General features: G+C 71.3%; 17 protein-coding genes. 5 read left to right on the top strand and 12 right to left on the bottom strand.

Going from position 1 to position 20,970, the window contains the following annotated elements; all coding sequences use genetic code 11:
• Window positions 1–18: 18 nt before the first annotated feature.
• Both ACLJQZ_RS05990 and ACLJQZ_RS05985 read left to right on the top strand, forming a co-directional pair.
• A complete protein-coding gene (locus tag ACLJQZ_RS05990) occupies window positions 19–696 on the top strand; it encodes a response regulator transcription factor (RefSeq protein ID WP_247049032.1) in 678 nt (225 codons plus the stop codon).
• On the top strand, window positions 693–1,817 hold the full coding sequence (locus ACLJQZ_RS05985) for a sensor histidine kinase (RefSeq protein WP_410619049.1): 1,125 nt from the start codon (window positions 693–695) through the stop codon (window positions 1,815–1,817). Before ACLJQZ_RS05990 ends, ACLJQZ_RS05985 begins: the two co-directional genes overlap by 4 nt.
• 30 nt (window positions 1,818–1,847) lie before the next feature.
• Here the strand turns inward: ACLJQZ_RS05985 and ACLJQZ_RS05980 are convergent, their stop codons facing one another.
• Window positions 1,848–2,120, bottom strand: a complete 273-nt coding sequence (locus tag ACLJQZ_RS05980) for a hypothetical protein (RefSeq protein ID WP_410619047.1) — start codon at window positions 2,118–2,120, stop codon at window positions 1,848–1,850.
• 932 nt (window positions 2,121–3,052) lie between these two features.
• Here ACLJQZ_RS05980 and ACLJQZ_RS05975 point away from each other — a divergent pair.
• A complete protein-coding gene (locus ACLJQZ_RS05975; protein ID WP_410619045.1) occupies window positions 3,053–3,571 on the top strand; it encodes a permease-like cell division protein FtsX in 519 nt (172 codons plus the stop codon).
• Between the two features lie 61 nt (window positions 3,572–3,632).
• Here ACLJQZ_RS05975 and ACLJQZ_RS05970 read toward each other — a convergent pair whose 3' ends face one another.
• The 8 genes from ACLJQZ_RS05970 to ACLJQZ_RS05935 all read right to left on the bottom strand — a co-directional run bounded on the left by ACLJQZ_RS05970 (window position 3,633) and on the right by ACLJQZ_RS05935 (window position 15,429).
• Window positions 3,633–5,744 carry a 3-hydroxyacyl-CoA dehydrogenase NAD-binding domain-containing protein gene (locus ACLJQZ_RS05970; protein ID WP_410619043.1) on the bottom strand — a complete coding sequence of 704 codons (2,112 nt, stop codon included), beginning with the start codon at window positions 5,742–5,744 and terminating at the stop codon, window positions 3,633–3,635.
• Complete coding sequence (locus ACLJQZ_RS05965) at window positions 5,744–6,976, bottom strand: thiolase family protein (RefSeq protein WP_328643971.1); 1,233 nt, start codon at window positions 6,974–6,976, stop codon at window positions 5,744–5,746. The genes ACLJQZ_RS05970 and ACLJQZ_RS05965 overlap by 1 nt, the downstream gene beginning before the upstream one ends.
• Before the next feature lie 107 nt (window positions 6,977–7,083).
• Window positions 7,084–7,584: a DUF998 domain-containing protein gene (locus ACLJQZ_RS05960; RefSeq protein ID WP_410619041.1), complete on the bottom strand. Its 501-nt coding sequence runs from the start codon at window positions 7,582–7,584 to the stop codon at window positions 7,084–7,086.
• A 60-nt stretch (window positions 7,585–7,644) separates the two neighbouring features.
• The gene (locus ACLJQZ_RS05955; protein ID WP_410619039.1) at window positions 7,645–8,817 is read right to left on the bottom strand and encodes a hypothetical protein; all 1,173 of its coding nucleotides are present in this window, start codon (window positions 8,815–8,817) and stop codon (window positions 7,645–7,647) included.
• 30 nt (window positions 8,818–8,847) lie between these two features.
• A complete protein-coding gene (locus ACLJQZ_RS05950) occupies window positions 8,848–10,443 on the bottom strand; it encodes an allophanate hydrolase (RefSeq protein ID WP_410619038.1) in 1,596 nt (531 codons plus the stop codon).
• Window positions 10,440–13,967 carry an urea carboxylase gene (gene uca / locus ACLJQZ_RS05945; RefSeq protein ID WP_410619036.1) on the bottom strand — a complete coding sequence of 1,176 codons (3,528 nt, stop codon included), beginning with the start codon at window positions 13,965–13,967 and terminating at the stop codon, window positions 10,440–10,442. Before uca ends, ACLJQZ_RS05950 begins: the two co-directional genes overlap by 4 nt.
• The gene (locus tag ACLJQZ_RS05940) at window positions 13,964–14,599 is read right to left on the bottom strand and encodes an urea amidolyase associated protein UAAP2 (protein ID WP_410619034.1); all 636 of its coding nucleotides are present in this window, start codon (window positions 14,597–14,599) and stop codon (window positions 13,964–13,966) included. Before ACLJQZ_RS05940 ends, uca begins: the two co-directional genes overlap by 4 nt.
• A complete protein-coding gene (locus ACLJQZ_RS05935) occupies window positions 14,596–15,429 on the bottom strand; it encodes an urea amidolyase associated protein UAAP1 (protein ID WP_410619033.1) in 834 nt (277 codons plus the stop codon). The genes ACLJQZ_RS05940 and ACLJQZ_RS05935 overlap by 4 nt, the downstream gene beginning before the upstream one ends.
• Before the next feature lie 420 nt (window positions 15,430–15,849).
• Here ACLJQZ_RS05935 and ACLJQZ_RS05930 point away from each other — a divergent pair, with 420 nt between their 5' ends.
• Together ACLJQZ_RS05930 and ACLJQZ_RS05925 are read left to right on the top strand one after the other, a co-directional pair.
• Window positions 15,850–16,509 carry a helix-turn-helix domain-containing protein gene (locus tag ACLJQZ_RS05930; protein ID WP_326954787.1) on the top strand — a complete coding sequence of 220 codons (660 nt, stop codon included), beginning with the start codon at window positions 15,850–15,852 and terminating at the stop codon, window positions 16,507–16,509.
• On the top strand, window positions 16,509–17,552 hold the full coding sequence (locus ACLJQZ_RS05925) for a tetratricopeptide repeat protein (protein ID WP_410619031.1): 1,044 nt from the start codon (window positions 16,509–16,511) through the stop codon (window positions 17,550–17,552). Before ACLJQZ_RS05930 ends, ACLJQZ_RS05925 begins: the two co-directional genes overlap by 1 nt.
• Window positions 17,553–17,554: 2 nt before the next feature.
• Here ACLJQZ_RS05925 and ACLJQZ_RS05920 read toward each other — a convergent pair whose 3' ends face one another.
• The 3 genes from ACLJQZ_RS05920 to ACLJQZ_RS05910 all read right to left on the bottom strand — a co-directional run bounded on the left by ACLJQZ_RS05920 (window position 17,555) and on the right by ACLJQZ_RS05910 (window position 20,921).
• On the bottom strand, window positions 17,555–18,778 hold the full coding sequence (locus ACLJQZ_RS05920) for an HRDC domain-containing protein (protein ID WP_410619072.1): 1,224 nt from the start codon (window positions 18,776–18,778) through the stop codon (window positions 17,555–17,557).
• A gap of 100 nt (window positions 18,779–18,878) precedes the next feature.
• A complete protein-coding gene (locus ACLJQZ_RS05915) occupies window positions 18,879–19,595 on the bottom strand; it encodes a response regulator (RefSeq protein WP_033261886.1) in 717 nt (238 codons plus the stop codon).
• Window positions 19,596–20,357: 762 nt separating this feature from the next.
• Window positions 20,358–20,921 (bottom strand): DUF3000 domain-containing protein, encoded by a 564-nt coding sequence (locus ACLJQZ_RS05910; RefSeq protein WP_410619029.1) that lies wholly within the window; start codon window positions 20,919–20,921, stop codon window positions 20,358–20,360.
• Window positions 20,922–20,970 lie beyond the last annotated feature (49 nt).

Raw genomic sequence — 20,970 nt, 5'->3', positions numbered from 1 at the left:
ATATGGGATTGTGGTCCGGTGCGAGTTTTGGTAGTCGAGGACGAAGAACCCCTGGCCGACGCGATCGCCCGTGGCTTGCGCCGCGAAGGCATGGCGGTGGACGTCGCGCTCACGGGTGACGACGGTCACGAGAAGGCCGCCGTGACGCGGTACGACGTCGTGTTGCTGGACCGGGACCTGCCCGGGATGTCCGGTGACGAGCTGTGCCGCGAGATCGTCGCGTCCGGCGAGCTGACGCGGGTGCTGATGCTGACCGCGAGCAGTTCGGTGTCGGACCGGGTCGAGGGGCTGTCGCTCGGCGCCGATGACTACCTCGCGAAACCGTTCGCCTTCCCTGAGCTGGTCGCGCGGGTGCGGGCACTGGGCCGGCGGGCCACGCCGGCCGCGCCGCCGCTGCTGACGGCCGGGGACGTCGAGCTGGACCCGGCGAAGCGCACCGTGCGCCGCGCGAGCGGGCCGGTCGAGCTGACCCGCAAGGAGTTCGGCGTCCTCGAGGTGCTGCTCTCGGCCGCCGGTTCGGTGGTCAGCAGCGAAGAGCTGCTCGAACGGGTCTGGGACGAGAACGCCGACCCGTTCACCACGACCGTCCGGGTCACCGTCATGACGCTGCGCAAGAAGCTCGGCGAGCCGGGGATCATCGAGACGGTCGTCGGCTCCGGGTACCGGGTGCCGGAGCCCGGCACGCCGCGCGCGTGAACCTGCCGGGCACCCGCAGCCTCCGCGCCCGGATCACCCTGCTGGCGACCGTGCTCGTCGCCGCCGTCAGCCTGCTGCTGCTCTGGCTGGCCTGGACGCTGGTGCGGGACTCGCTCGACGCGGTCCCGCAGATGCCGCCGGGCAGCACCGTGGTCGTCGACGGCGTCCAGGTGGACGCCTCGACGCTCGCGGAGCACCTGCGCGTGCACGCCCGCAACCGGATGCTGCTGTTCGGGTCGCTGGCGTTCCTGCTGGTGGTGGCGGCCGCGGCGATCCTCGCCTGGACGTTCACCTCGCGCGTGCTGCTGCCGCTGCGCGAGATCACCGGCACGGCGCGGCGGCTGTCGGTCGAGTCGCTCGGCGCGCGGATCGGCGAGGTCCGCTCGCGTGACGAGCTGGCCGAGCTGGCCGGCACGTTCGACGACATGCTCGACCGGCTGCAGGCCGCGTTCGACGCGCAACGCCACTTCGTCGCGAACGCGAGCCACGAGCTGCGGACGCCGTTGTCGGTGATCCGCACGGAACTGGACGTCACGCTCGCCGACGAGGAAGCCGACGTGGCCGAGCTGCGCCGGATGGGCGGCGTGGTCCGCGACGCGACCGAACGCGCCGGCCAGCTCGTCAACTCGCTGCTGCTGCTGGCCCGCACGGACGGCGCGGGCCTCGGCGTCCGCGAGCCGGTGGACCTGGCGGTGGTCGTCGACCGGGCCTGGCGCTCGGCCCGCGTCGAGGCCGAGCAGCGCGGGATCCGGGCGTCGTTCACGATGGCGCCGGCGCCCACGTTCGGCGATCCCGCGCTGCTGGAACGGATCGCGGGCAACCTGCTGGAGAACGCCGTGCGCCACAACGTCGAGCACGGCTGGCTGGACGTCATGACCCAGCCGGGCCCGCAGTGGTCGGTGCTGCGGGTCCGCTCGTCGGGCGGCCTCGTGGACCCGGCGGCGGTGCCGGAGCTGTTCGAGCCGTTCCGTCGCGCGGGCGTGGCCCGCACGGCCCGGTTCGGTGCGGGACTGGGGTTGTCGATCGTCCGCGCGGCGGTCGCGGCGCACGGCGGGAGCGTGGCGGCGGAGCCGATCGTCGGTGGCGGGCTGGCGGTGACGGTGCACCTGCCCGTCGGCTAGCGAGGCGTCGGGCCAGGGCGTAATTAGGGTTCACTTGTCGTCCGTCAGTACCCATTTCAGCATATATCGCCCGCACTTACGGACACTTGACCGGACCCGGCGAAGCAATCGGCCCGCCAGGGGTGCGATCCGCTGGAAGGTGCGTGCGTACCATGCCAGTGACGGCCCTGCGAGCACGATAAAACCATTGTGCTCGCGGATGAGCTCGAAAAGGAACATCACGCCATTTCTTGTTCGATTATCTGAGTTTGCCATTAGTTTTCGCTGCAGCGACAGGGTGAAGATAAGGATTCGACCGGCCATCCGGGCATGATTCCGCAGCTCTGGGGTACGTAAAACTCCATGTCTCCGTCTGGTGCTAAGATCTTTGAGAACTCTTCGAGAGGTGTCGTATCCAATATGGTCCAGAGGGCATCGCTGGAACTCTCGGTGAGGCAGATGCAGGCTTCTCTGATGAGCCCGGTTGTGGCGATTTGCACGCCGTGAGCATGAACGTCTTCATCTATGTCGGGAACAGCGTCACGGTACAGGGGTGACCAAGGAGCAGGTTGTCCATAAGTCCAACTGCCACCTTGGCCGTGAGGCCCCGGCCATCCTGTCCTCATGTAAGGGTAGCGAACCGTGGCGAGTTGTAGTTGTGTGTTGCGATTTTCATGAGTGGCCGCTTCGACGAATATGCGGTGATAGGTAAGATCGCTGGTTGCGAGTGTGGCGCGGGCGCGGCGTCCTCGCTTGTCGCGTACCGTTAGGTGAAGTAACCCCCATCCGTCTCTGATGGGAATCAATCCAGCATTTCCGCAAAATATTCTGTAGTCTTCCCCGATGCTATCGGCGGTGTCGGGAGAGATTTCCGAATTCTCCCTGATCTCAGGTTCTACTATCAGGGCGCTCATGTATCGAACCCGATTTTCCCACGCTGGCTTCGGAGAGGGAAGCGGGCGGGACTTTCGTCTTCTTCCTGCCATGCGTTTCATCTTCGCTGTCGATGAGCCGTTGCGCCACACCCCTCTTTCCAGCAACGCTGGATCGGCCTGCCGACACGCTGACCTGGGTAAAGGTGACTTTGGCTCATGCTGAGCAGATCGACGACGAGGTCATTCGTGTTCGATCCGTTATGAGGCGACAGTTGCTGATCGATCCGTTACCCAAGCCCACGGCCGCAGCGGTTGAGCCGCGCCAGTGAACGCTGCCGTCCCGGGCGGCCGCGACGGCCGGAGTGTGCTGTGATTCCTGGCGTGGACGCGAAACCGAGGTCGCTGGTCCGGATCGTGGTCCCGGTCGTCGTCGCGGCCCTGGCCGCCGGCGTCGGGCTGGCGTTCTTCGTCGCGGCCCTGGTCCGGCCGCCCGATCTGCCGGTGGACACGAACCCCGGGCCGCTGGCCGGGCACAACCTGTGCGCGTCGGTCTCGGTGTACTTCCGGACCGACGAAGAGATGCGGGACGCCGCGGGAAAGTTCCGCGACGACCCGAAGGCGCGGCGGGTGTTCGTCCAGACCAAAGCGGAGGCGTTCGCCCGGTTCAAGGACGTCTTCAAGGACCAGCCCGAATTGCTGCAGCAGACCCAGCCGGAGGCGTTGCCCGCGTCGGTGTCGCTGCTCGCGGTGCCCGGCACGGACCTGGACGCCTGGGCCCGGGAGCTGCACGCCCGCTTCCCGAACGCCGACCAGGTGCAGGTCAACGACCTGAACGAGGCGGCCACGCGGCTGAAGGTCACCGCACCGCCGCCGAAGTGCCCGCGCGAGGGCGAGTACTGAAAGCCGTGAAGGCCTCCTTCCCGGTCATAAGAGCCGGTAAGGAGGCCTTCACGGCTTTACCTCAGGAAGCCGGGACCGAGGCGACGCCCGGGGCGAGGAACGGCTTGCCGTTCACCCGCTCGGACACACCGGAGCGGTCCAGGTACGGCGTGATGCCGCCGTTCCAGAACGGCCAGCCGGCGCCGAGGACCAGGCACAGGTCGATGTCCTGCGCCTCGGCGACGACGCCCTCGTCGAGCATGATCCGGATCTCCTCGGCGATGGCGGAAAGGGCACGCTCACGCACCTGCTCCGCCGTCGACGGCTGGTCGCCCTGCGTCCACAGCTCGACGACCTCGGGGTCGGGCGACTGGTTGCCCTGAGCATCCCAGACCCAGACGCCCTTCTTGCCCGCCTTGACGAACTTCGCGAGGTTGTCGCTGACCGTGAACCGGTCCGGGTACGCCTCGTGCAGCGTCTCGCCGACGTGCAGCGCGATGGCCGGGCCGACGAGCTGCATCAGCGTCAGCGGCGACATCGGCAGGCCGAGCGGCTCGAGCGCGCCGTCGGCGACCTCGAAGGGCGTGCCCTCGTCGACCGCCACCAGCACCTCGCCGAGGAAGCGCAGCAGGAGCCGGTTGACCACGAAAGCCGAAGCGTCCTTCACCAGCACGCTGGACTTCTTCAGCTGCTTGCCGACCGAGAACGCCGTCGCGAGCGACGCGTCGTCGGTCCGCTCGCCGCGGACGATCTCCAGCAGCGGCAGCACGGCCACCGGGTTGAAGAAGTGGAAGCCGACCACGCGCTCGGGGTGCTGCAGCTTCGACGCCATCGCGGTGATCGACAGCGACGACGTGTTGGTCGCCAGGATCGCCTCGGGGGAGACGTGCTGCTCCAGCTCGGCGAACACCTGCTGCTTGACGCCCAGCTCCTCGAACACGGCCTCGATGACGAAGTCGGCGTCGGCGAACGCGGCCTTGTCGAGCGAGCCGGAGACGAGCGCCTTGAGCCGGTTGGCGCCGTCCGGGGAGACGCGCTTCTTGGCCAGGAGCTTGTCGATCTCGTCGTGGACGTACCCGACACCCTTGTCGACGCGCGCCTGGTCGACGTCGGTCAGCACGACCGGCACCTTCAGCCGTCGCACGAACAGCAGCGCGAGCTGGCTGGCCATCAGGCCGGCGCCGACGATGCCGACCTTGTTCACCTTGCGCGCCAGGTTCTTGTCCGGCGCGCCGGCCGGGCGCTTGGCGCGCTTGTTGACCAGGTTGAACGAGTACAGCCCGGCGCGCAGGACGTCGGACATGAGCAGCTCGGCGAGGCCGTCGGTCTCCGCCGCGTAACCGCGGTCGAGGTCGTTCTCGCGGGCCAGCTCCAGCAGCTCGACGGCCTTGGTCGCGCCCGGCGACGCGCCGTGCGTGCGGCCGTCCACAAGGGACTTCGCGCGCGCGATGGCGTTGTCCCACTCCGCGCCGCGGTCGATCTCGCGCCGCGCCGGCGTGATCTCGCCGTTGACCACGCGAGCCAGCCACAGGAGCGACTGCTCGAGGTAGTCCGCCGAGCCGAAGACGGCGTCGACGATGCCCAGCTCGACCGTCTTCTTGACGGTGAGCATCTTGTTCTGCGCCAGGGCGTTCTCGATGATCACCGTGACGGCGGCGTCCGGCCCGATGAGGTTCGGCAGCAGCTGCGTGCCGCCCCAGCCCGGGAACAGGCCGAGGAAGACCTCGGGGAACGCGATCGCGGCGGTGTTCTCCGAGAGCGTCCGGTAGTGGCACGACAGCGCCAGCTCGAGCCCGCCGCCCATGACCGCGCCGTTGACGAACCCGAACGTCGGGATCTTCGTCTCGGTGAGGCGGCGGAAGACGTCGTGCCCGGTCTGGGCGATCTCGCGCGCCAGCTTCGGGTCGCTCACGGACTCGACACCCGAGAGGTCCGCGCCGACGGCGAAGACGAACGGCTTGCCGGTGACGGCGATCGCGGCCGGCTCGGCCTCGAAGGCCTTGTCCAGCGCGGCGTTCAGGCTGACGAGCCCCTGCGGGCCGAACGTGTTGGGCCGGGTGTGGTCGTGGCCGTTGTCGAGGGTGATCAGGGCGACCGGCTTGGCGAGCCCGGGCACCTTGACGAGACGGGTCGTCGCAACCGTGACGACCTCGTCGGGGAACGCGGCCTTCGCTGCTTCAGCGGTGAACGTCATTACTTCGCCCCCTCGAACGCCGGGTTCTCCCAGATCACGGTGCCGCCCATGCCGATGCCGATGCACATGGTGGTGATGCCGTACTGCACATCGGGCCGCTCGGCGAACTGGCGCGCGAGCTGCGTCATCAGCCGGACACCGGAGGAGGCCAGGGGGTGGCCGCAGGCGATCGCGCCGCCCCACTGGTTGACGCGCGGGTCGTCGTCGGCGATGCCGAAGTGGTCGAGGAAGGCCAGCACCTGCACGGCGAAGGCCTCGTTGATCTCGAACAGGCCGATGTCGTCGATGGAGAGGCCGGTGCGCTTGAACAGCTTCTCGGTGGCCGGCACCGGGCCGATGCCCATGACCTCGGGCTCGACGCCGGCGAAGGAGTAGCCGACCAGCCGCATCGCGACGGGCAGGCCCAGCTCGCGGGCGGTGTCCTCGTCGGCCAGCAGCGACGCGGTCGCGCCGTCGTTGAGGCCCGCGGCGTTGCCGGCGGTGATCCGGCCGTGCGGGCGGAACGGCGTCTTCAGCCCGGCGAGCGTCTCGAGCGTGGTGCCGGGCCGCGGCGGCTCGTCCTCGGTGGCCAGGCCCCAGCCCAGCTCCTTGGAACGGGTGGCGACGGGCACCAGCTCGGGGCCGATCTTGCCGGTCTTGACGGCTTCGGCGTAGCGCTCCTGGCTGCGCGCGGCGAACGCGTCGGTGCGCAGCTTGGTGATGTCCGGGAACCGGTCGTGCAGGTTCTCGGCCGTCTGGCCCATGACGAGCGCGGTCGGGTCGACCAGCTTGTCGGCGATGATCCGCGGGTTCGGGTCGACGCCCTCGCCCATCGGGTGGCGGCCCATGTGCTCGACGCCACCGGCGATCGCGATGTCGTAGGCGCCGAAGCCGATGCCGGACGCGGTGGTCGTGACGGCGGTCATGGCGCCGGCGCACATCCGGTCGAGGGCGAAGCCGGGCACCGACTTCGGCAGCCCGGCGAGCAGCGCGGCGGTGCGGCCGATGGTCAGGCCCTGGTCGCCGATCTGCGTGGTGGCGGCGATGGCCACCTCGTCGACGCGCTCGGGCGGCAGCTCCGGGTGCCGCCGCAGCAGCTCCCGGATGGCGTTGACGACCAGGTCGTCGGCGCGGGTCCCGGCGTAGATGCCCTTGTCGCCGGCCTTGCCGAAGGGGGTCCGTACCCCCTCGACGAAGGCGACGTTGCGTACCCCTCGCGCGTTCGGCGCAAGCGGCGTTGCTGGTGCGGCCACGAATACTCCATCAAGTAGACAGGGTTGTTAGCCGCAGGGTAGCCCTTGTTACCCGTGGGTAACCAGTGGTGTGGCCCGGTCGAGTGGGGTAAGGCACACTCACGGGGTCATCGTCTGCCCCTTGACGAGCCAAGCGAGCCCGAACGCCCACACCAGAAGGTGCCTCGCTGTTCTGAGTGCTCGCCGTCGCGCGGGAACAGCCGCAGGCAGAAGTAGGCCAGGCTCAGGAAGAACACCGTGGCGAACGTGAGGTGCAGGACGCCGGCGGTCCGGTCCCAGCCCGAGACGTCGCCGCCCGGGGTGGTGGGGAACAGCCCGACCCCGATCGCGCCGAGGCCCGCGACGGTGCTCACGACGTTGTCGACGAAGTCGTGACCGTAGTAGGCGAGCAGGAACACCCCGACCGCGCACATCGCGCCGACGAAGACGTTCCCCACGTCGGTGTAGTAGTAGCCGCTGAGCGAGCCGAGAAGCCCGCCGCCGTCCGCGAGCTGCCGGCCGAGGATCAGGACGGGCGGCAGCGCGAGCCCGATCAGCCCGATGGCGCGCCGCAGGTAGAGGTAGGAGTGGACGAGCGTGGTCTGCGGGGATGTGGTCGCCGTCGTCATGGCCGCCTCCGGGAGTCGTCCGTGATTCATCGGCACACCGGCGGTGGAGTCTGAGGGTCGTTACCGAGCGGACGACCAGATCCGCAGCCGATCGTTACCCAGCTCGGCGAAGGTGCCGTCGCGGTGTGCGGTGGGCCGGAAGTCTTCGGCGAACCCGATCCGGGCGCCGGCGGCGGGATCCCAGACCTCGAACCCGGCCTCGGCGGTGACGTACAGCAGGCCGAGGTGACCCCACATCGCGCCGGCGGGCCCGGCGAACATCCCGATCCGGCGGTCGGCTCCGGCGTCGCGGAGCTCGACGCCGTCGAGCATCGGCTCGTCCTCGCCGATGCCTTGCAGCGCAACCAGGCGACCGTGTTCGGGCGCGTGCCGCTCACCCGCGAGCCACGCCTCGCAGTCGATCGCCAGCGGAACCCCCACCGGGTGCCAGGCCCAGCCGTCGACGAGCAGGGACCGGCCGGATGGGCTCGGCCGCAGCGCGCCGAAGAAGTAGTCGAAGTAGTGCTCGGGGTTCTCTTCGCGGGACGTGACGCGGTCGGTGAGCAGGCGGCCGGTGGCGGCGTCGAAGACGTCGAGCCGGTTCCAGCCGGTGGCCGCGACGACCAGCGGGCCGGTGCCGCCGTCGAGGAACGCGACGGGGAACCGGGTCGTTTCCGCGTGGTAGTCCTGCCGGTCCAGCGCCAGGGTCACCGCGCCGGAGGCGAGGTCGACGACCGCGCCGTATCGGCCGTAGTCGGTGACCACGGCGGCGAACCGGCCGTCGCCGCTCGTGTACAGCGCGGGTCCGCGAACGTGACCGGCCCACTCTCGCGGGGGTTCCGGCGGCACGTCGACCGGCCCGATGAGCCGGGGTTCGCCGTCGATCCCGACCAGGCCGTCCGCGGTGAGCGCGAGCCAGCCGTCCGGCAGGGGCGCGAGGCACTGGTCGTTCAGCGGGGTGACCGGGCAGGACGTCGTCGACCAGGCACCGCCGAGATCCCGGTCGTGCCGGAGGATTCCGGGGGTGCCGCGCCAGCCGAGGTCCGCGTCGGCCTCGGCCCGGTCGAAGCAGCCGACGCACGCGTCGAGCAGTTCGGGGGCGTCGAGGTCGGCGCACGCCTTGCAGAGCAGGTCGTACCGGGTCGCGACGCCGGTGAGCACGCGGAAGCAGTCAGGTCCGTTGTCGGTGGTCAGATGGGCGCAGACCCGCGCCCCGGCGGCCGGTGCGAGATGGCCGCACGATAACGCTTTCACCACTCCAGTGTGCCCAAGGGCGCACCTGATTTATCGCGACGCCAGGTACGCGAGCCAGCCGCCGGTGAACGAGATGTCCTTCGCGCCTTCCGTAGCCGACGGTTCGCACAGGAAACCCGACACCTCGCGGCCGTCCGCCAGTTCGACCTTGCCGATGGCCAGCGGCGACGGGATCCGCGAGACGAACTCGCCGAAGCTCCGCACGGGAAGCGACCAGACCTCCGCCGCCACCGACACGCCGTCCGCGGGGACGCGCACCAGGCCTGGCTTCGGTGGCACAGTGTCCAATGCGTACAAGCGGTACGAAGCCGCTGTGTCCACTTCGGACACGAACCGGCTGCCGCGGGACGTCAGCTCGTGGTTGAGCGGCTGCCCGCGAAGGTGCGCGCCGACCACGACGATCGGTACGCGCGCACCCGGCAGTGAGGCCAGCGCCGTCAGCTTCAGGTCGTCGTGCGGAGCGCCGACCAGCATGACGCCGAACGGGCGTCCGGCCACCGTCCCCGCCGGGACCGCCAAAGCCGACAGGCCGAACAGGTTGGTGGAGTTGGTGAACCGGCCGAGGCGCGCGTTGACGGCGACCGGGTCGGCGGCGACCTCGGCGAGCGTGGGGTGCTCGGTGGTCGTCGGCAGGAGGAGCGCGTCGACGCCGGTCAGCGTGGCCAGGGCTTCGGTGCGCAGCCGCGCCAGGGTCTCCTGGTCGGCGAACAGCCGGTGCGCGCGGATGTCCCGGGCCCCGGTGATGATGCCGTGCACCACGGGGTCGCAGTCGTCCGGGTGGGATTCCAGGAACTCGCCGACCGCGGTGTAGCGCTCGGCGACGAACGCGCCGCCGTACAAGAGCTGCGCCGCGTCCAGGAACGCCGAGATGTCCACAGTGGTCACTTCGGCGCCCGCCGCCGCGTAGTCCTCGACCGTCGCGGCGAACGCCTCCGTCCAGCCGGGCGCGAGCGGACCGAGTTCCGCGGGCACGCCGATGCGGAACCGTCCCGTGTGGACTTGCGCGGGCTCGGCCAGGCAGGTCAGTGCGAACGCCGCTTCCTCGACCGTCCGCGCGAAGAGCGAGACGCAGTCGATGCTGCGGCACGCCGGCACGACACCCTCGGTCGGCAGCAGGCCCGGCGTCGGCTTGAGGCCGACGATCCCGTTGAACGCCGCCGGTACCCGTCCCGAACCCGCGGTGTCGGTGCCCAAGGCCAGGTCGACGATTCCGAGAGCCACTGCCACCGCGGACCCCGAGCTGGAGCCGCCCGAGACGTACGCCGGGTCGACGGCGTTGCGGACCGCGCCGTACGGGCTGCGCGTGCCGACCAGCCCGGTCGCGAACTGGTCCAGGTTCGTCGTGCCGAGCACCAGCGCGCCGGCCGCCCGCAGCCGCGCGACGACCGGCGCGTCCGCGCCCGGCTGATACGCGTACGCCGGGCAGCCCGCCGTCGTCGGCAGCCCGGCGACGTCGATGTTGCCCTTCACCGCGACGAGCGTCCCGTAGAGCGGCAGCCCACGCGCTTCCAGCGCGGCCGCCTCGGCCAGCACGTCGGCTTCCGGCCGCAGGCCGATCCAGATCTCGGGCCGGTCGACCTGCTCGATCCGCCGGTACGCCGCGCGCACGCGTTCCACGAGGCTCATCCCAGCACCACCAACGGAGTGCCGGGCGCCACCTGGTCACCGGGGGACACGAGCACGTCGACCACCTTCCCGCCGGCCGGCGCCGGGATCCGCGCCTCCGTCTTCATCGCTTCCAAGGTCACCAGCGACTGCGAATCCTCGACGCGCTGGCCCACCGAGACGTCCACCCGCCACACGGTCGCCGCGAACGGCGCCTCGACGACGTGGCCGCCCGGCGGTGCTTCGACGCGCGCCGGGGGCCGCGTCACCGGTTCCGGCTTCGGGTCGAACTCGCCCGCCGCCGCCCACGCCCGCCGCTCGGCCTCGAACGCCGCCGTCTGCGTCGCCCGGAAGTCCGCGATGCTCGACGCGTTGCCGGCCAGGAACTCCTGGTAGCCGGCGAGGGCGAACGAGCCGTCGGTGACGTCCAGCTCCAGCTGGCCGGCCGACGAACGCGCCCGCAGGTCCAGCAGCTCGTCGGCCGACACGGGGTACCAGGAGATCCGGTCGAAGAACCGCAGCAGCCACGGCTGGTTCGCGCCACGCCAGCTGTTCCAGACCGGCACGGTCCGCCCGACGAACTGGTACCCGCCCGGCCCCTCCATCCCGTAGACGCAGAGGTAGGCGCCGCCGATGCCGACGGAGTTCTCCGCCGTCCACGTCCGCGCCGGGTTGTACTTCGTCGTGACCAGCCGGTGCCGCGGATCCAAGGGCGTCGCGACCGGTGCGCCCAGGTAGACGTCGCCGAGGCCGAGCACCAGGTACTCGGCGTCGAAGACCGTCCGGTAGACGTCGTCCACACTGGACAGTCCGTTGACGCGCCGGATGAACTCGATGTTCCACGGGCACCACGGCGCGTCGTCGCGCACGCCGGTCATGTACCGCTCGATCGCCTCGCGCGTGGCCGGGTCGTCCCACGACAGCGGGAGCCGCACGCTCCGGCTGGGCACCACGAGATCGTGCGTCGGTGGCAGGTCGCGCTCCAGCTCCCGCACCAGGCCGAGCGCCTTGCCGACCGGCAGCGCGTCCGGGTCGACGTGCACCTGCAGCGACCGGATGCCCGGCGTCAGGTCGACGATCCCCGGGACGCCCTCGGCCGCGAGCCGCTCGGCGAGCGCGTGCACCCGCATCCGCAACGCCAGGTCGAGCTTCATCTCGCCGTACTCGACGAGCAGGTTGTCGTCGCCGCTGCGCCGGTAGGTGACGGCCGGCTCGTCGTCCGAAGAGGACAGTCGCGTGAGGACGCCGCCGTCGTGGCGCGCGGTCCGGCTCGGCTCGATCGCCGACGCGGGCCGCGTGCGCAGAGCCGCCGCGTGGTCGGCGTCGACCGGCACGAACCGCACGGTGTCGCCCGGCCGCAGCTGCCCGAGCTTCCACCGCTCGCCGGTGGCGACCGTCGCCGGGCAGACGAACCCGCCGAGGCTGGGGCCGTCCGGGCCGAGCAGGATCGGCAGGTCGCCGGTGTAGTCGACGGCGCCGATCGCGTACGGCGTGTCGTGGATGTTCGACGGGTGCAGCCCCGCCTCGCCGCCGTCCGCGCGGGCCCACTTCGGCCGCGGGCCGACGAGCCGGACGCCGGTGCGCGCCGAGTTGAAGTGGACCTGCCAGTCCGTGGCGTAGAACGTGTCGACGTCCTCGGGGGTGAAGAACTCCGGGGCCGCGTGCGGTCCTTCGAGCGCGCCGATCGTCCAGTGCGGCGCGAAGTCCGGGCGGTCGCCCACCGGCCCGACGACGGGGTCCGCGGGCACCGGGCCGAGTGCCAGGACATCGCCCGCGGCCAGCGCGCGGCCGCCGTGCCCGCCGAAGCGGCCCAGGGTGAACGTCGAGGTGCTGCCGAGGAACTCCGGCACGTCGACGCCGCCGCGCAGCAGCACGTAACTGCGCAGCCCGGCCGTGCACGCCCGGACGTCGAGGGTCGCCCCCACCGGCACCTCGACGGGGGTCCACAAGGGAACCTCGGTGCCGTCCACGAGGACGGTCGCCGGCGCGCCGGTGACGCACACCTGCGTGGCGTGCGAGAAGCGCAGCGTGACACCGTCCACAGTGCACTCCAGGCCGGGTGCGCCCTCGGGGTTGCCCAGCGCGAGGTTGCCCAGCCGCAGCGAACGGTCGTCCATCGGCCCGCTCGGCGGCACGCCGACGTGCCAGTAGCCGGTACGGCCCGGCCAGTCCTGCACGGTCGTCATGGTCCCGCCGCGCACGACGTCGATCCGCGGTTCGGTGTCCCCGACGTCGTCCAAAGTGGACGTGTCGTGCGTCGCGGCGCCGAACGCCGGGTCGGCGGCCGCGGCTCGCAGCTGCCCGAGGTTGGTCCCGACGCCGTCGACGCGCGTCTCTTCGAGGGCCGTCCGCAGGTTCGCCAGGGCGTCCGCGCGGTCGGTGCCGGTGCAGATCACCTTGGCCAGCAACGGATCGTAGTGCGTGGTGACGGTCGTGCCCGGCTCGACCCAGGTGTCCACCCGGGCGCCTGCGGGCCGCGTGAACCGCGTGACGAGGCCCGCACTCGGCCGGTGGCCGGCGCTGGGGTCCTCGGCGTACACGCGTGCCTCGACGGCGTGCCCGCGCGCCACCGGCACGGCCCGGAACATCGCGCGGTCGCCCTGGGCGAGCCGCAGCATCCAGGCGACCAGGTCGACGCCGTACACCGCCTCGGTGACCGGGTGCTCGACCTGCAACCGGGTGTTGACCTCCAGGAACGCGGCCTCGCCGTGCTCGGGGTCGTAGACGTACTCGACCGTGCCCGCCGAGCGGTACCGCACCGAAGAACACAGCGCGACGGCCGAGTCGACCAGGCGACGGCGGACGGCGTCGGGCAGGTCCGGCGCCGGGCACTCCTCGACGACCTTCTGGTTGCGCCGCTGCAGCGAACAGTCCCGCGTGCCGAGGGCGAGGACCTCGCCGAAGCCGTCGCCGAACACCTGGACCTCGACGTGCCGGGCGCGGCGCACCAGCCGTTCCAGGAACACGCCGGAGCTGGCGAAGCTCTTGGCCGCGATGCTGCGCACAGCGTCCCACGCGAGCCGCAGCTCGTCGGGCGTGGCGCACGCACGCATCCCGATCCCGCCGCCCCCGCCGGTGGCCTTGAGCATCACCGGGTAGCCGATCTCCGCCGCGCGGGCCACCGCTTCGTCCACATCGGACAGCAGGCCGGTGCCGGGCAGCAGCGGGACGCCCGCCGCGATCGCCGCCTCGCGCGCGGTGTGCTTGCTGCCGAACACCTCCAGGTGCTCGGGCGACGGCCCGGCGAAGACGAGCCCGGCGTCCTCGCAGGCCCGCGCGAACGCCGCGTCCTCGGAGAGGAACCCGTACCCCGGGTGGACGGCGTCGCAGCTGGTTTCGAGCGCGGCCGCGATGATCGCGTCGGAGCGCAGGTAGCTCTCCGCCGCGGGCGCCGGGCCGAGCCGGACGGCCCGATCGGCGAGCCTCACGTGCGGGGTCAGCCGGTCGGCGTCCGAGTACACCGCGACGGTTTCGAGGCCCAGTTCCTTCGCGCTGCGCAGGATCCGGACCGCGATCTCGCCGCGGTTGGCGACGAGCAGTCTCACACCCCGCCTCCGGAAGCCGTCACGACCAGCCGGACCGGCGTCGGGTCGAACCCGTTGCAGGGGTTGTTGATCTGCGGGCAGTTCGACACCAGCACCAGGACGTCGGTCTCGGCGCGCAGCCGCACCTCCAGGCCGGGTGCGGAGATCCCGTCGACGATGCCGAGGGTGCCGTCCGCCTCGACCGGCACGTTCATGTACCAGTTGACGTTGCTGACGAGGTCGCGCTTGCCGAGCCCCCACTTCGCGCCTTCGCCGAGGAAGTTCTCGACGCAGGCGTGCTGGAACCGGGTGTGCTGGCCATAGCGCAGGCTGTTGGACTCCTTGCTGCACGCGCCGCCGAGCGTGTCGTGCCGCCCGCAGGTGTCGGCGACGACGGTCAGCAGCGGCGCGCCTTCCTGGGTGCGCAGCACGCTGCCGGTGGTGAGGAAGATGTTGCGCTGCGCGGCGATCGTCGCCGCGGCGCTGTAGCGCTTCGCTGTGTCGTTCGCGTCGTAGCAGAGGAAGTCGACGGCCTGGTTGCCGCCAAGGTCGATGATCGACAGCTCCTGGCCTCGGCGCAGCACGAGGGAGAACGGCGCCCGCGCGGGGACGTCGAAGGTGAGCTCCAGCTGGGACTCGTAGGCGGTGTTCACGCGATCCCCCTCGCGGTCAGGTAGTCGGCGGTGTTCTCGAAGGCGCGCCGCGCCTCGGGGCTGTGCGTCCATTCGGGACTGTCCGGGGTGGACGGATGATCCCGCCAGGCGAGCACTTCGAGCTTCGTCGCGTTGTAGTCCGGCCGCGGGTCGACCGGGTGCGGCACGTTGGCGAGCAGCACGATCGACGGGATCTCGATCCGCAGGTCGACGGACTTCCCGGCGCCCGCGGAGCCGGTGAACTCCAGTTCGCCCGCGGCACCCACGCGCACGCCCTGGAAGAACGACAGGCTCGGCGGCAGATCGCGCGGGCCGAGCCCGTTCTTCGCCGCCGCCAACGTGAACAGCGGGATCCCGGCGGGGGAGGGGCCCTGCGGGGCGCCGTCGCCGTAGTGCTCGGTGTTGCCGTCCACAGTGGACGTTCCGCACAGCGCGTCGTGCCGGCCGCTCGAATCCTCGACGATCGTCGCGAGCACCCGGGCCTGGTCCGACAGCAGCGCCACGGACCCGCCGAGGTAGGCGTTCCACTGCACCTTCACCGTGTCGGCGACGTTGAGCCGCTCCCAGGGCTGATCGGCGTTGAACAGCAGCAGGTGCGCGCACGCGTCGCCCTCGACGTCGGTGAGCCGCAGCCGGGTGCCCCGGGCCAGCACCTTGTGCGTGTACCCGCCACCGGCGACCGTCTCGGCCCAGGTCAGCGTCTCGGGTGCGACCCCCGGCGGCGGTGCCGGCCACGTGCTCGCCGGGATCGACGGCATCGTGTCGACGACGGTGCCCGCCTGCGCGCGGGCGTGGTCACGCGCGCCGTAGGTGGTCGCGGTCGTGCTCATCGGACGTCCTCTCGGGTAGCGGGTTCGAGGGCGGGAGCGGGGCGTGACCGCAGCCGGCGGAACGCGCCGATCACGAGCGCGCCGCCGACGAACTCTAGCGGGAACAAGGGCATCCGAGGACGCTCGAACCGGACAGATCGGAGATCTCCGCACGTCGCCGGCCGATGTTCACGACCATCGTCGTGCCGCGGGCGACGGCCGCCGCGGCCGGCCGATGCCGGTCGGCTCATCGATCATGGACGCTCCCCGTGTCATGGTTTCGATCGTACGACAGAAATTAAGCCGGCGGCACGGCGTGATGATCTCCGCGGTGTTGCCACTCGGTTAACCGAGCGGCCGACCGCCCGTCAACGGCGAGACGCGGTCGTAACGCCACCTCGGTGATCAGGTGCGGGAAGGGGACCTGGCAGGATCAACGCCGTGGTCAAAGGGGCGGGGGTCGGCAGACCCAGGGCGAGTGGCGCGGCGGCGAACCGCCCGGACGCGCGGCAGGCCGTGCTCGACGCGGCGGGGGAGCTGTTCACCGGAGCCGGCTACGCGGCGACGACGACCCGCGCGATCGCCGAGCGGGCCGGGCTGCGCCAGGCGTCGCTCTACTACCACTTCCCGGCGAAGGAGGACATCCTCGCCGCGCTGCTGGCCGGGACGGTCCGCCCGTCGCTGGTCCTGGCCGCGCAGCTGGTCGCCGGGGACGCGCCGGTGGCCGTCCGGCTGTGGGCCCTGGCCTACGCGGACATCGGCCTGCTCGGCGGCGCCCGGCACAACCTGGGCGCGCTGTACCTGCTGCCCGAGGTCAGCTCGCCCAACCTGGCCCGCTTCCGCGCCGAGCGCGCGGAGCTGAAGGCGGCCTACGGCGACCTGCTCGCGGCGGCGGGCGTCGTCCCGGCGGCCGTCCGCACGGACCTCGTTTTCGGCCTGGTGGAGAGCATCGCGGTGATCCGCCGCGACGACCCGGAGCTGGACGTCGAGGCCCACACCCGCGAAGGCGCCGACGGCGTCGTCCGGTTGGCCGGGCTGCCGGAGCCGACCGAAGAGCTGCGGGCGCGGGGCCACGCCCTCCTGGCGACGCCGACCGAATAGTGGACGTCCAGCGGCTTCGCGGCGAGATCACGTGGCTGCACACGAAACTGGAGCGGCAGCGTAAGCGGGACACCCGCTACGCGATGGAGTTGCGGCAGGACATCGCGGAACGGCTGCTCGAACTCCGGGACCCGGCCACCGAGGCGTGGCTGCGGGAGCTGGTCGCGGACCAGGGCCGGGTGCTGGGCGCGCGGCACCGGTGCACGCTGGTGTCCTGGTGGCGCATCGCCCATTGCTGTGAGAGGTCCGGTCGGCCGGACGAACCGCTGGCGTTGTACACCTGGCTGCAAGGGGCCTTCGCCTACGTCCTGGGCCAGGAACACCCGATGGTCCACCACTGTCGTGCCGCGGCGGCGAGCACGCCGCACCGGGCGGGCCGGTACGCGGCGGCGATCGACGCCTACCGGGCCCTGGTGGAACCCGAGGCGGACGTCCGGCTGTGGATCGCCTCGGCGCAGGCGGAGCTGGGCCGGTTCGACGAGGCCGAACAGACGCTGCGCGAAGCCAGGCCCGCGCTGCGCGAGCAGGTACAGGCCATCCGCCGCGAGATCCAGGCTTTGCTGGGCGCGCCGGGCCCGTGGATCGCGGCCCTGCGTGAGCAGCCCGAAGATCCTGGCGACCCGGTGAAGGTGCGCGCCGAACTGGCGTACGCGTTGTTCCTGAACGGCGAGTTCGCCGAAGCCGCGTCACTGGCGGAGTCGGTGCTGCAGGAGCGGCTGATCTTCCCCGGTCCCGAGGATCGGCTCACGTGGGAGTCCCGCCTGCTGCTGAGCCGGGTGCTGGCCGAGACGGACCGCCTCGCCGACGCCGACCACTACGCGCGGACCGTCCTGGCCGCGGGCCCGTTCCCGCCCGGCCACCCGGCGCTGCTGCGGGCCCAGGGAGTGGTGGCGCGAGTGCACTTCCGCCGCGCGGAGTGGGCCGACGCCGTGACCGCGTACGAGTACGCGGTCGAAGGCTTCGAGGTCGTGCTGGGATCAGGCCACCCGGAGACGCTCCGGATGGCCGATGCCCTGACCGCGACCCGCGAGGCGGCGAACTAGCGTCAGGTCGCCGCGGCGGCGTGCAGGGCCTTGCTCAGCGCCGACGCCGTCAGCTCGACCTGCCACGGGCGGGCTCCGCCCGCGCGCAGGACGTCGGCCACGGTGTCCTCGTCCAGCTGGGCCGGGGGCCGCCAGCAGGTGCGGCGGACCAGGTCCGGCAGCAGCAGGTTCTCCACCGGCAGCCGGCGGTCCTCCGCGATCGCCGACAGGGCCGCACGGGCCGCCGACAACCGGGCCGCGGCGTCCGGGTCCTTGTCCGCCCAGCGGTTCACCGGCGGCGGGCCGTCGGTGGGCTGGGACGGCGACGGCAGCTCGCTCGCCGGCAGCGCCTTGGCCGCCTGCAGGTGCCGCAGCCAGCTCGCGGTGTACTTGCGCTGGACGCGGCCGCTGAACACCGGCAGCGCCTGCAGCTCTTCGACGGTCTTCGGGTCGGCCGTGACGGCGTTGATGATCGCGCTGTCCGGCAGGATCCGGCTCGGCGCGCGGTCGCGCTTGCGGGCCAGCTCGTCGCGCGCCTGCCACAGTTCGCGCACCACGGCGAGACCTCGCGGGTTGCGGATCTTGTGCACGCCGGACGTCCGGCGCCACGGCTCGGCCCGCGGTGCGGGCGGCGGCGCGGTGCGGACGGCGTCGAACTCCTGCTGCGCCCACTCCAGCTTGCCCTGGGCGCCCAGCTCCGCTTCCAGCTTTTCGCGCAGCTGGATGAGCAGCTCGACGTCGAGGGCGGCGTAGTTCAGCCAGTCGACCGGCAGGGGCCGCTTCGACCAGTCGGCCGCGCTGTGCCCCTTTTCGAGGGTGTAACCGAGCAGCAGCTCGACGAGCGTCCCGAGCGCGACCCGCTCGTAGCCCGCGAGGCGGCCGGCGAGTTCGGTGTCGAACAGCGCCGCCGGGTGCAGGTCCAGCTCGGCGAGACAGGGGAGGTCCTGGGAGGCGGCGTGCAGCACCCACTCCAGGGCGTTGAGGACGCTCTTCAGCGGGGTGAGGTCGTCGAGCTCGGTCGGGTCGATCAGGACCGTGCCGGAACCCTCACGTCGCAGCTGGACGAGATAGGCCTTGGGCCAGTACCGGTAGCCGGACGCGCGTTCGGTGTCGACGGCGACGGCCCCGGTGCCCGCGGCGAGCCGCTCACAGGCTTCGAGCAGTGCGGCCCGGTCGGTGACCACCGGAGGTGTGCCCTCGGCGGGCTCGCGTAGCAGCACGGGTCCGCCTGCGGACTCGATCTCCATCCCGGCGTCCTCGGCTTCTGCGCTTTCCATGGTTGACGACCCTACGGGACGGGCGTACCGCGCCTGGTGCGCCCGCCCCGTGGGGAGGTTCGTCTATCCGTCAGCGGATGACGCCGGCTCGCATGGCCAGCGCAACCATCTGAGCCCGGTCGCCCGTGCCGAGCTTGCGCCCGATGCGAGACAGGTGGGACTTGACGGTGAGGGCGGAGAGGGAAAGTTCCTCGCCGATCTCCTTGTTGGACTGTCCGTCGGCGACCAGCTGGAGCACCTCCACCTCACGAGCGGAAAGCTCGCGCGGGGTGTTGTCGGTGCCGGCGACGCGGGTCCCGGTGGCGAGCACCGGAGCCACGCTCGGGTCGGCGTAAACGCCGCCTTCGAGCACACGCCGCACGCCATCGGTCACTACGACCGGCGACGCGGACTTCAGCAGGTACGCCTGGGCCCCGGCCTGGAAGGCCGAGCGGACCGCGTACGGGTCGTCCGAGGATGCGAGAACCACCACGCGCGGCCACCCGTGGCTACGGAGTTCCGTAACCAGTTCGATGCCGCTGCCGTCCGGCAGTCCGAGATCGAGGATCGCCAGGTCACAGGGCCCTGTGGCCTGTGCTCGCGCCCTCGCTTCGGCCACCGTGGCGGCTTCGTGAACGGTACCCGCACCCATCTGTGCGAGTCTTGCTGCGATTGCCTCCCTCAACAGCGGGTGGTCATCGACCACCAACACGGAAAAAAGCTCTTCCCGCGGGTGCGGAACCATGCTCGCCGGCAAAGCACCGGCTGGCGTGGATCGGACGGCCTGAGAAATGCCGACGGTAGCCACGTCACTACCTCCCTGGAGTCGGTCGTGCCCCCCGACCGGCACCGGGACCTTCGGCCGTTCAGCCGCGCCAGCTTTAGACCGAAAGTGGTGTCGTCGAAGGCACTGTAGCCGCCCTGAGGCCGCTGCGGGGGGATCGAATGGGTATCTATCTCAAACGAACAGTCACTCAGGGAGTTCGCGGTAACACGATCGGGCTAGTACACGGCCGGTTGCTAACGGATAGCCCAGCGAACACGATGCTAAGAAGTTACCGGCGCCCAAATGGCCGTGCAGATGGGCCGTGCACCTTCCAGTGCGTCCGCCGACCGGGGGCTCCGCGGGGGTCCGACTGCTCCGGAAAGCGGTCTCGGCCGGGGCATGATCAACTTCGTGAAACGGCTTCAGAAGGGCTTTCGCAGCCGTCCGTGGTGACTGTCCGTATCCCGTGAAGGGTGTTCACCGGTTCCGGCGGCGATCACGGGGCAAGTTGATCTTGTCGCACTGCGTGACGGCGTTGTCTCACGAACGGGGGCATCCGCGCGAGACGTGAAATGACCTCGGGAACGCTCCGGGTGGTCCGCCGGGGTCCGGTGTTGTATAGACCACTCCGAGCGCGTGACGGCCCGCTCGGCGGCCGTCAGGCGGGCCGCCCGGGTTGGACGTCGTTCGGCGGACGCGAATTTTGCTCACATTCGTACAAGACACGGCTCGGCGGACGCTCGCGGACGACCCGTCGCCGCGGTTCCGCCGGCGACTGTCGCCCGGACGGCCGCAGGGCGCGGCTCAGGAGTTCTGGCGCTGCCCGAAGAGCGTCACGCCGACCGGCGGCAGGCCGACGACGCTCGCCATCACCTGGCAGAACGCCTGCCCGTGGGGCAGCAGCGCGCCGTCGGTCGGCGTCCAGGAGGCCCGCAGCTCGAGGTCGTCGGTGCGGGCCGGGCCGGAGATGTCGCCGAAGCGGGCCGACGACGTCTCGGTGACCGTGCCGCCCAGCGCCTTCCAGCTCGCGCCGGACACCTCGAGGGCGTCGGTCAGCCACGACCAGCCGACGCCGGGGAGGAAGGGGTCGGTCGCCAGTTCGCGGTCCAGCTCCGCGCGCACGTACATGACAAGGCGCAGGACACCGTCCCAGCCTTCCTGGCCGTCCGGGTCGTGCAGCAGGACCAGCCGGCCCGAGGCCAGCACGTCGGCGGGACCGGCGACCTCACAGCTCACCGCGTAAGAGAACGGTGCGAGCCGCTGCGGCGCCCGCATCCGCTCGAGCAGCACCTCCCGGCGGGGCCGGACGGACTGCAGCGACGCGACGGCTTCGCGGAAGAGCTCGGGTACTGGTGTCGTCGCGGTCACGCATCGACTTTAGGGCGGGCACGCCCCGTTGCGGGCGGAGGCGCGCCGA

Source organism: Amycolatopsis sp. cmx-8-4, from assembly GCF_046548675.1.
Classification (GTDB): Bacteria; Actinomycetota; Actinomycetes; order Mycobacteriales; family Pseudonocardiaceae; genus Amycolatopsis.
This window is presented reverse-complemented; position numbering and strand designations above follow the sequence as displayed.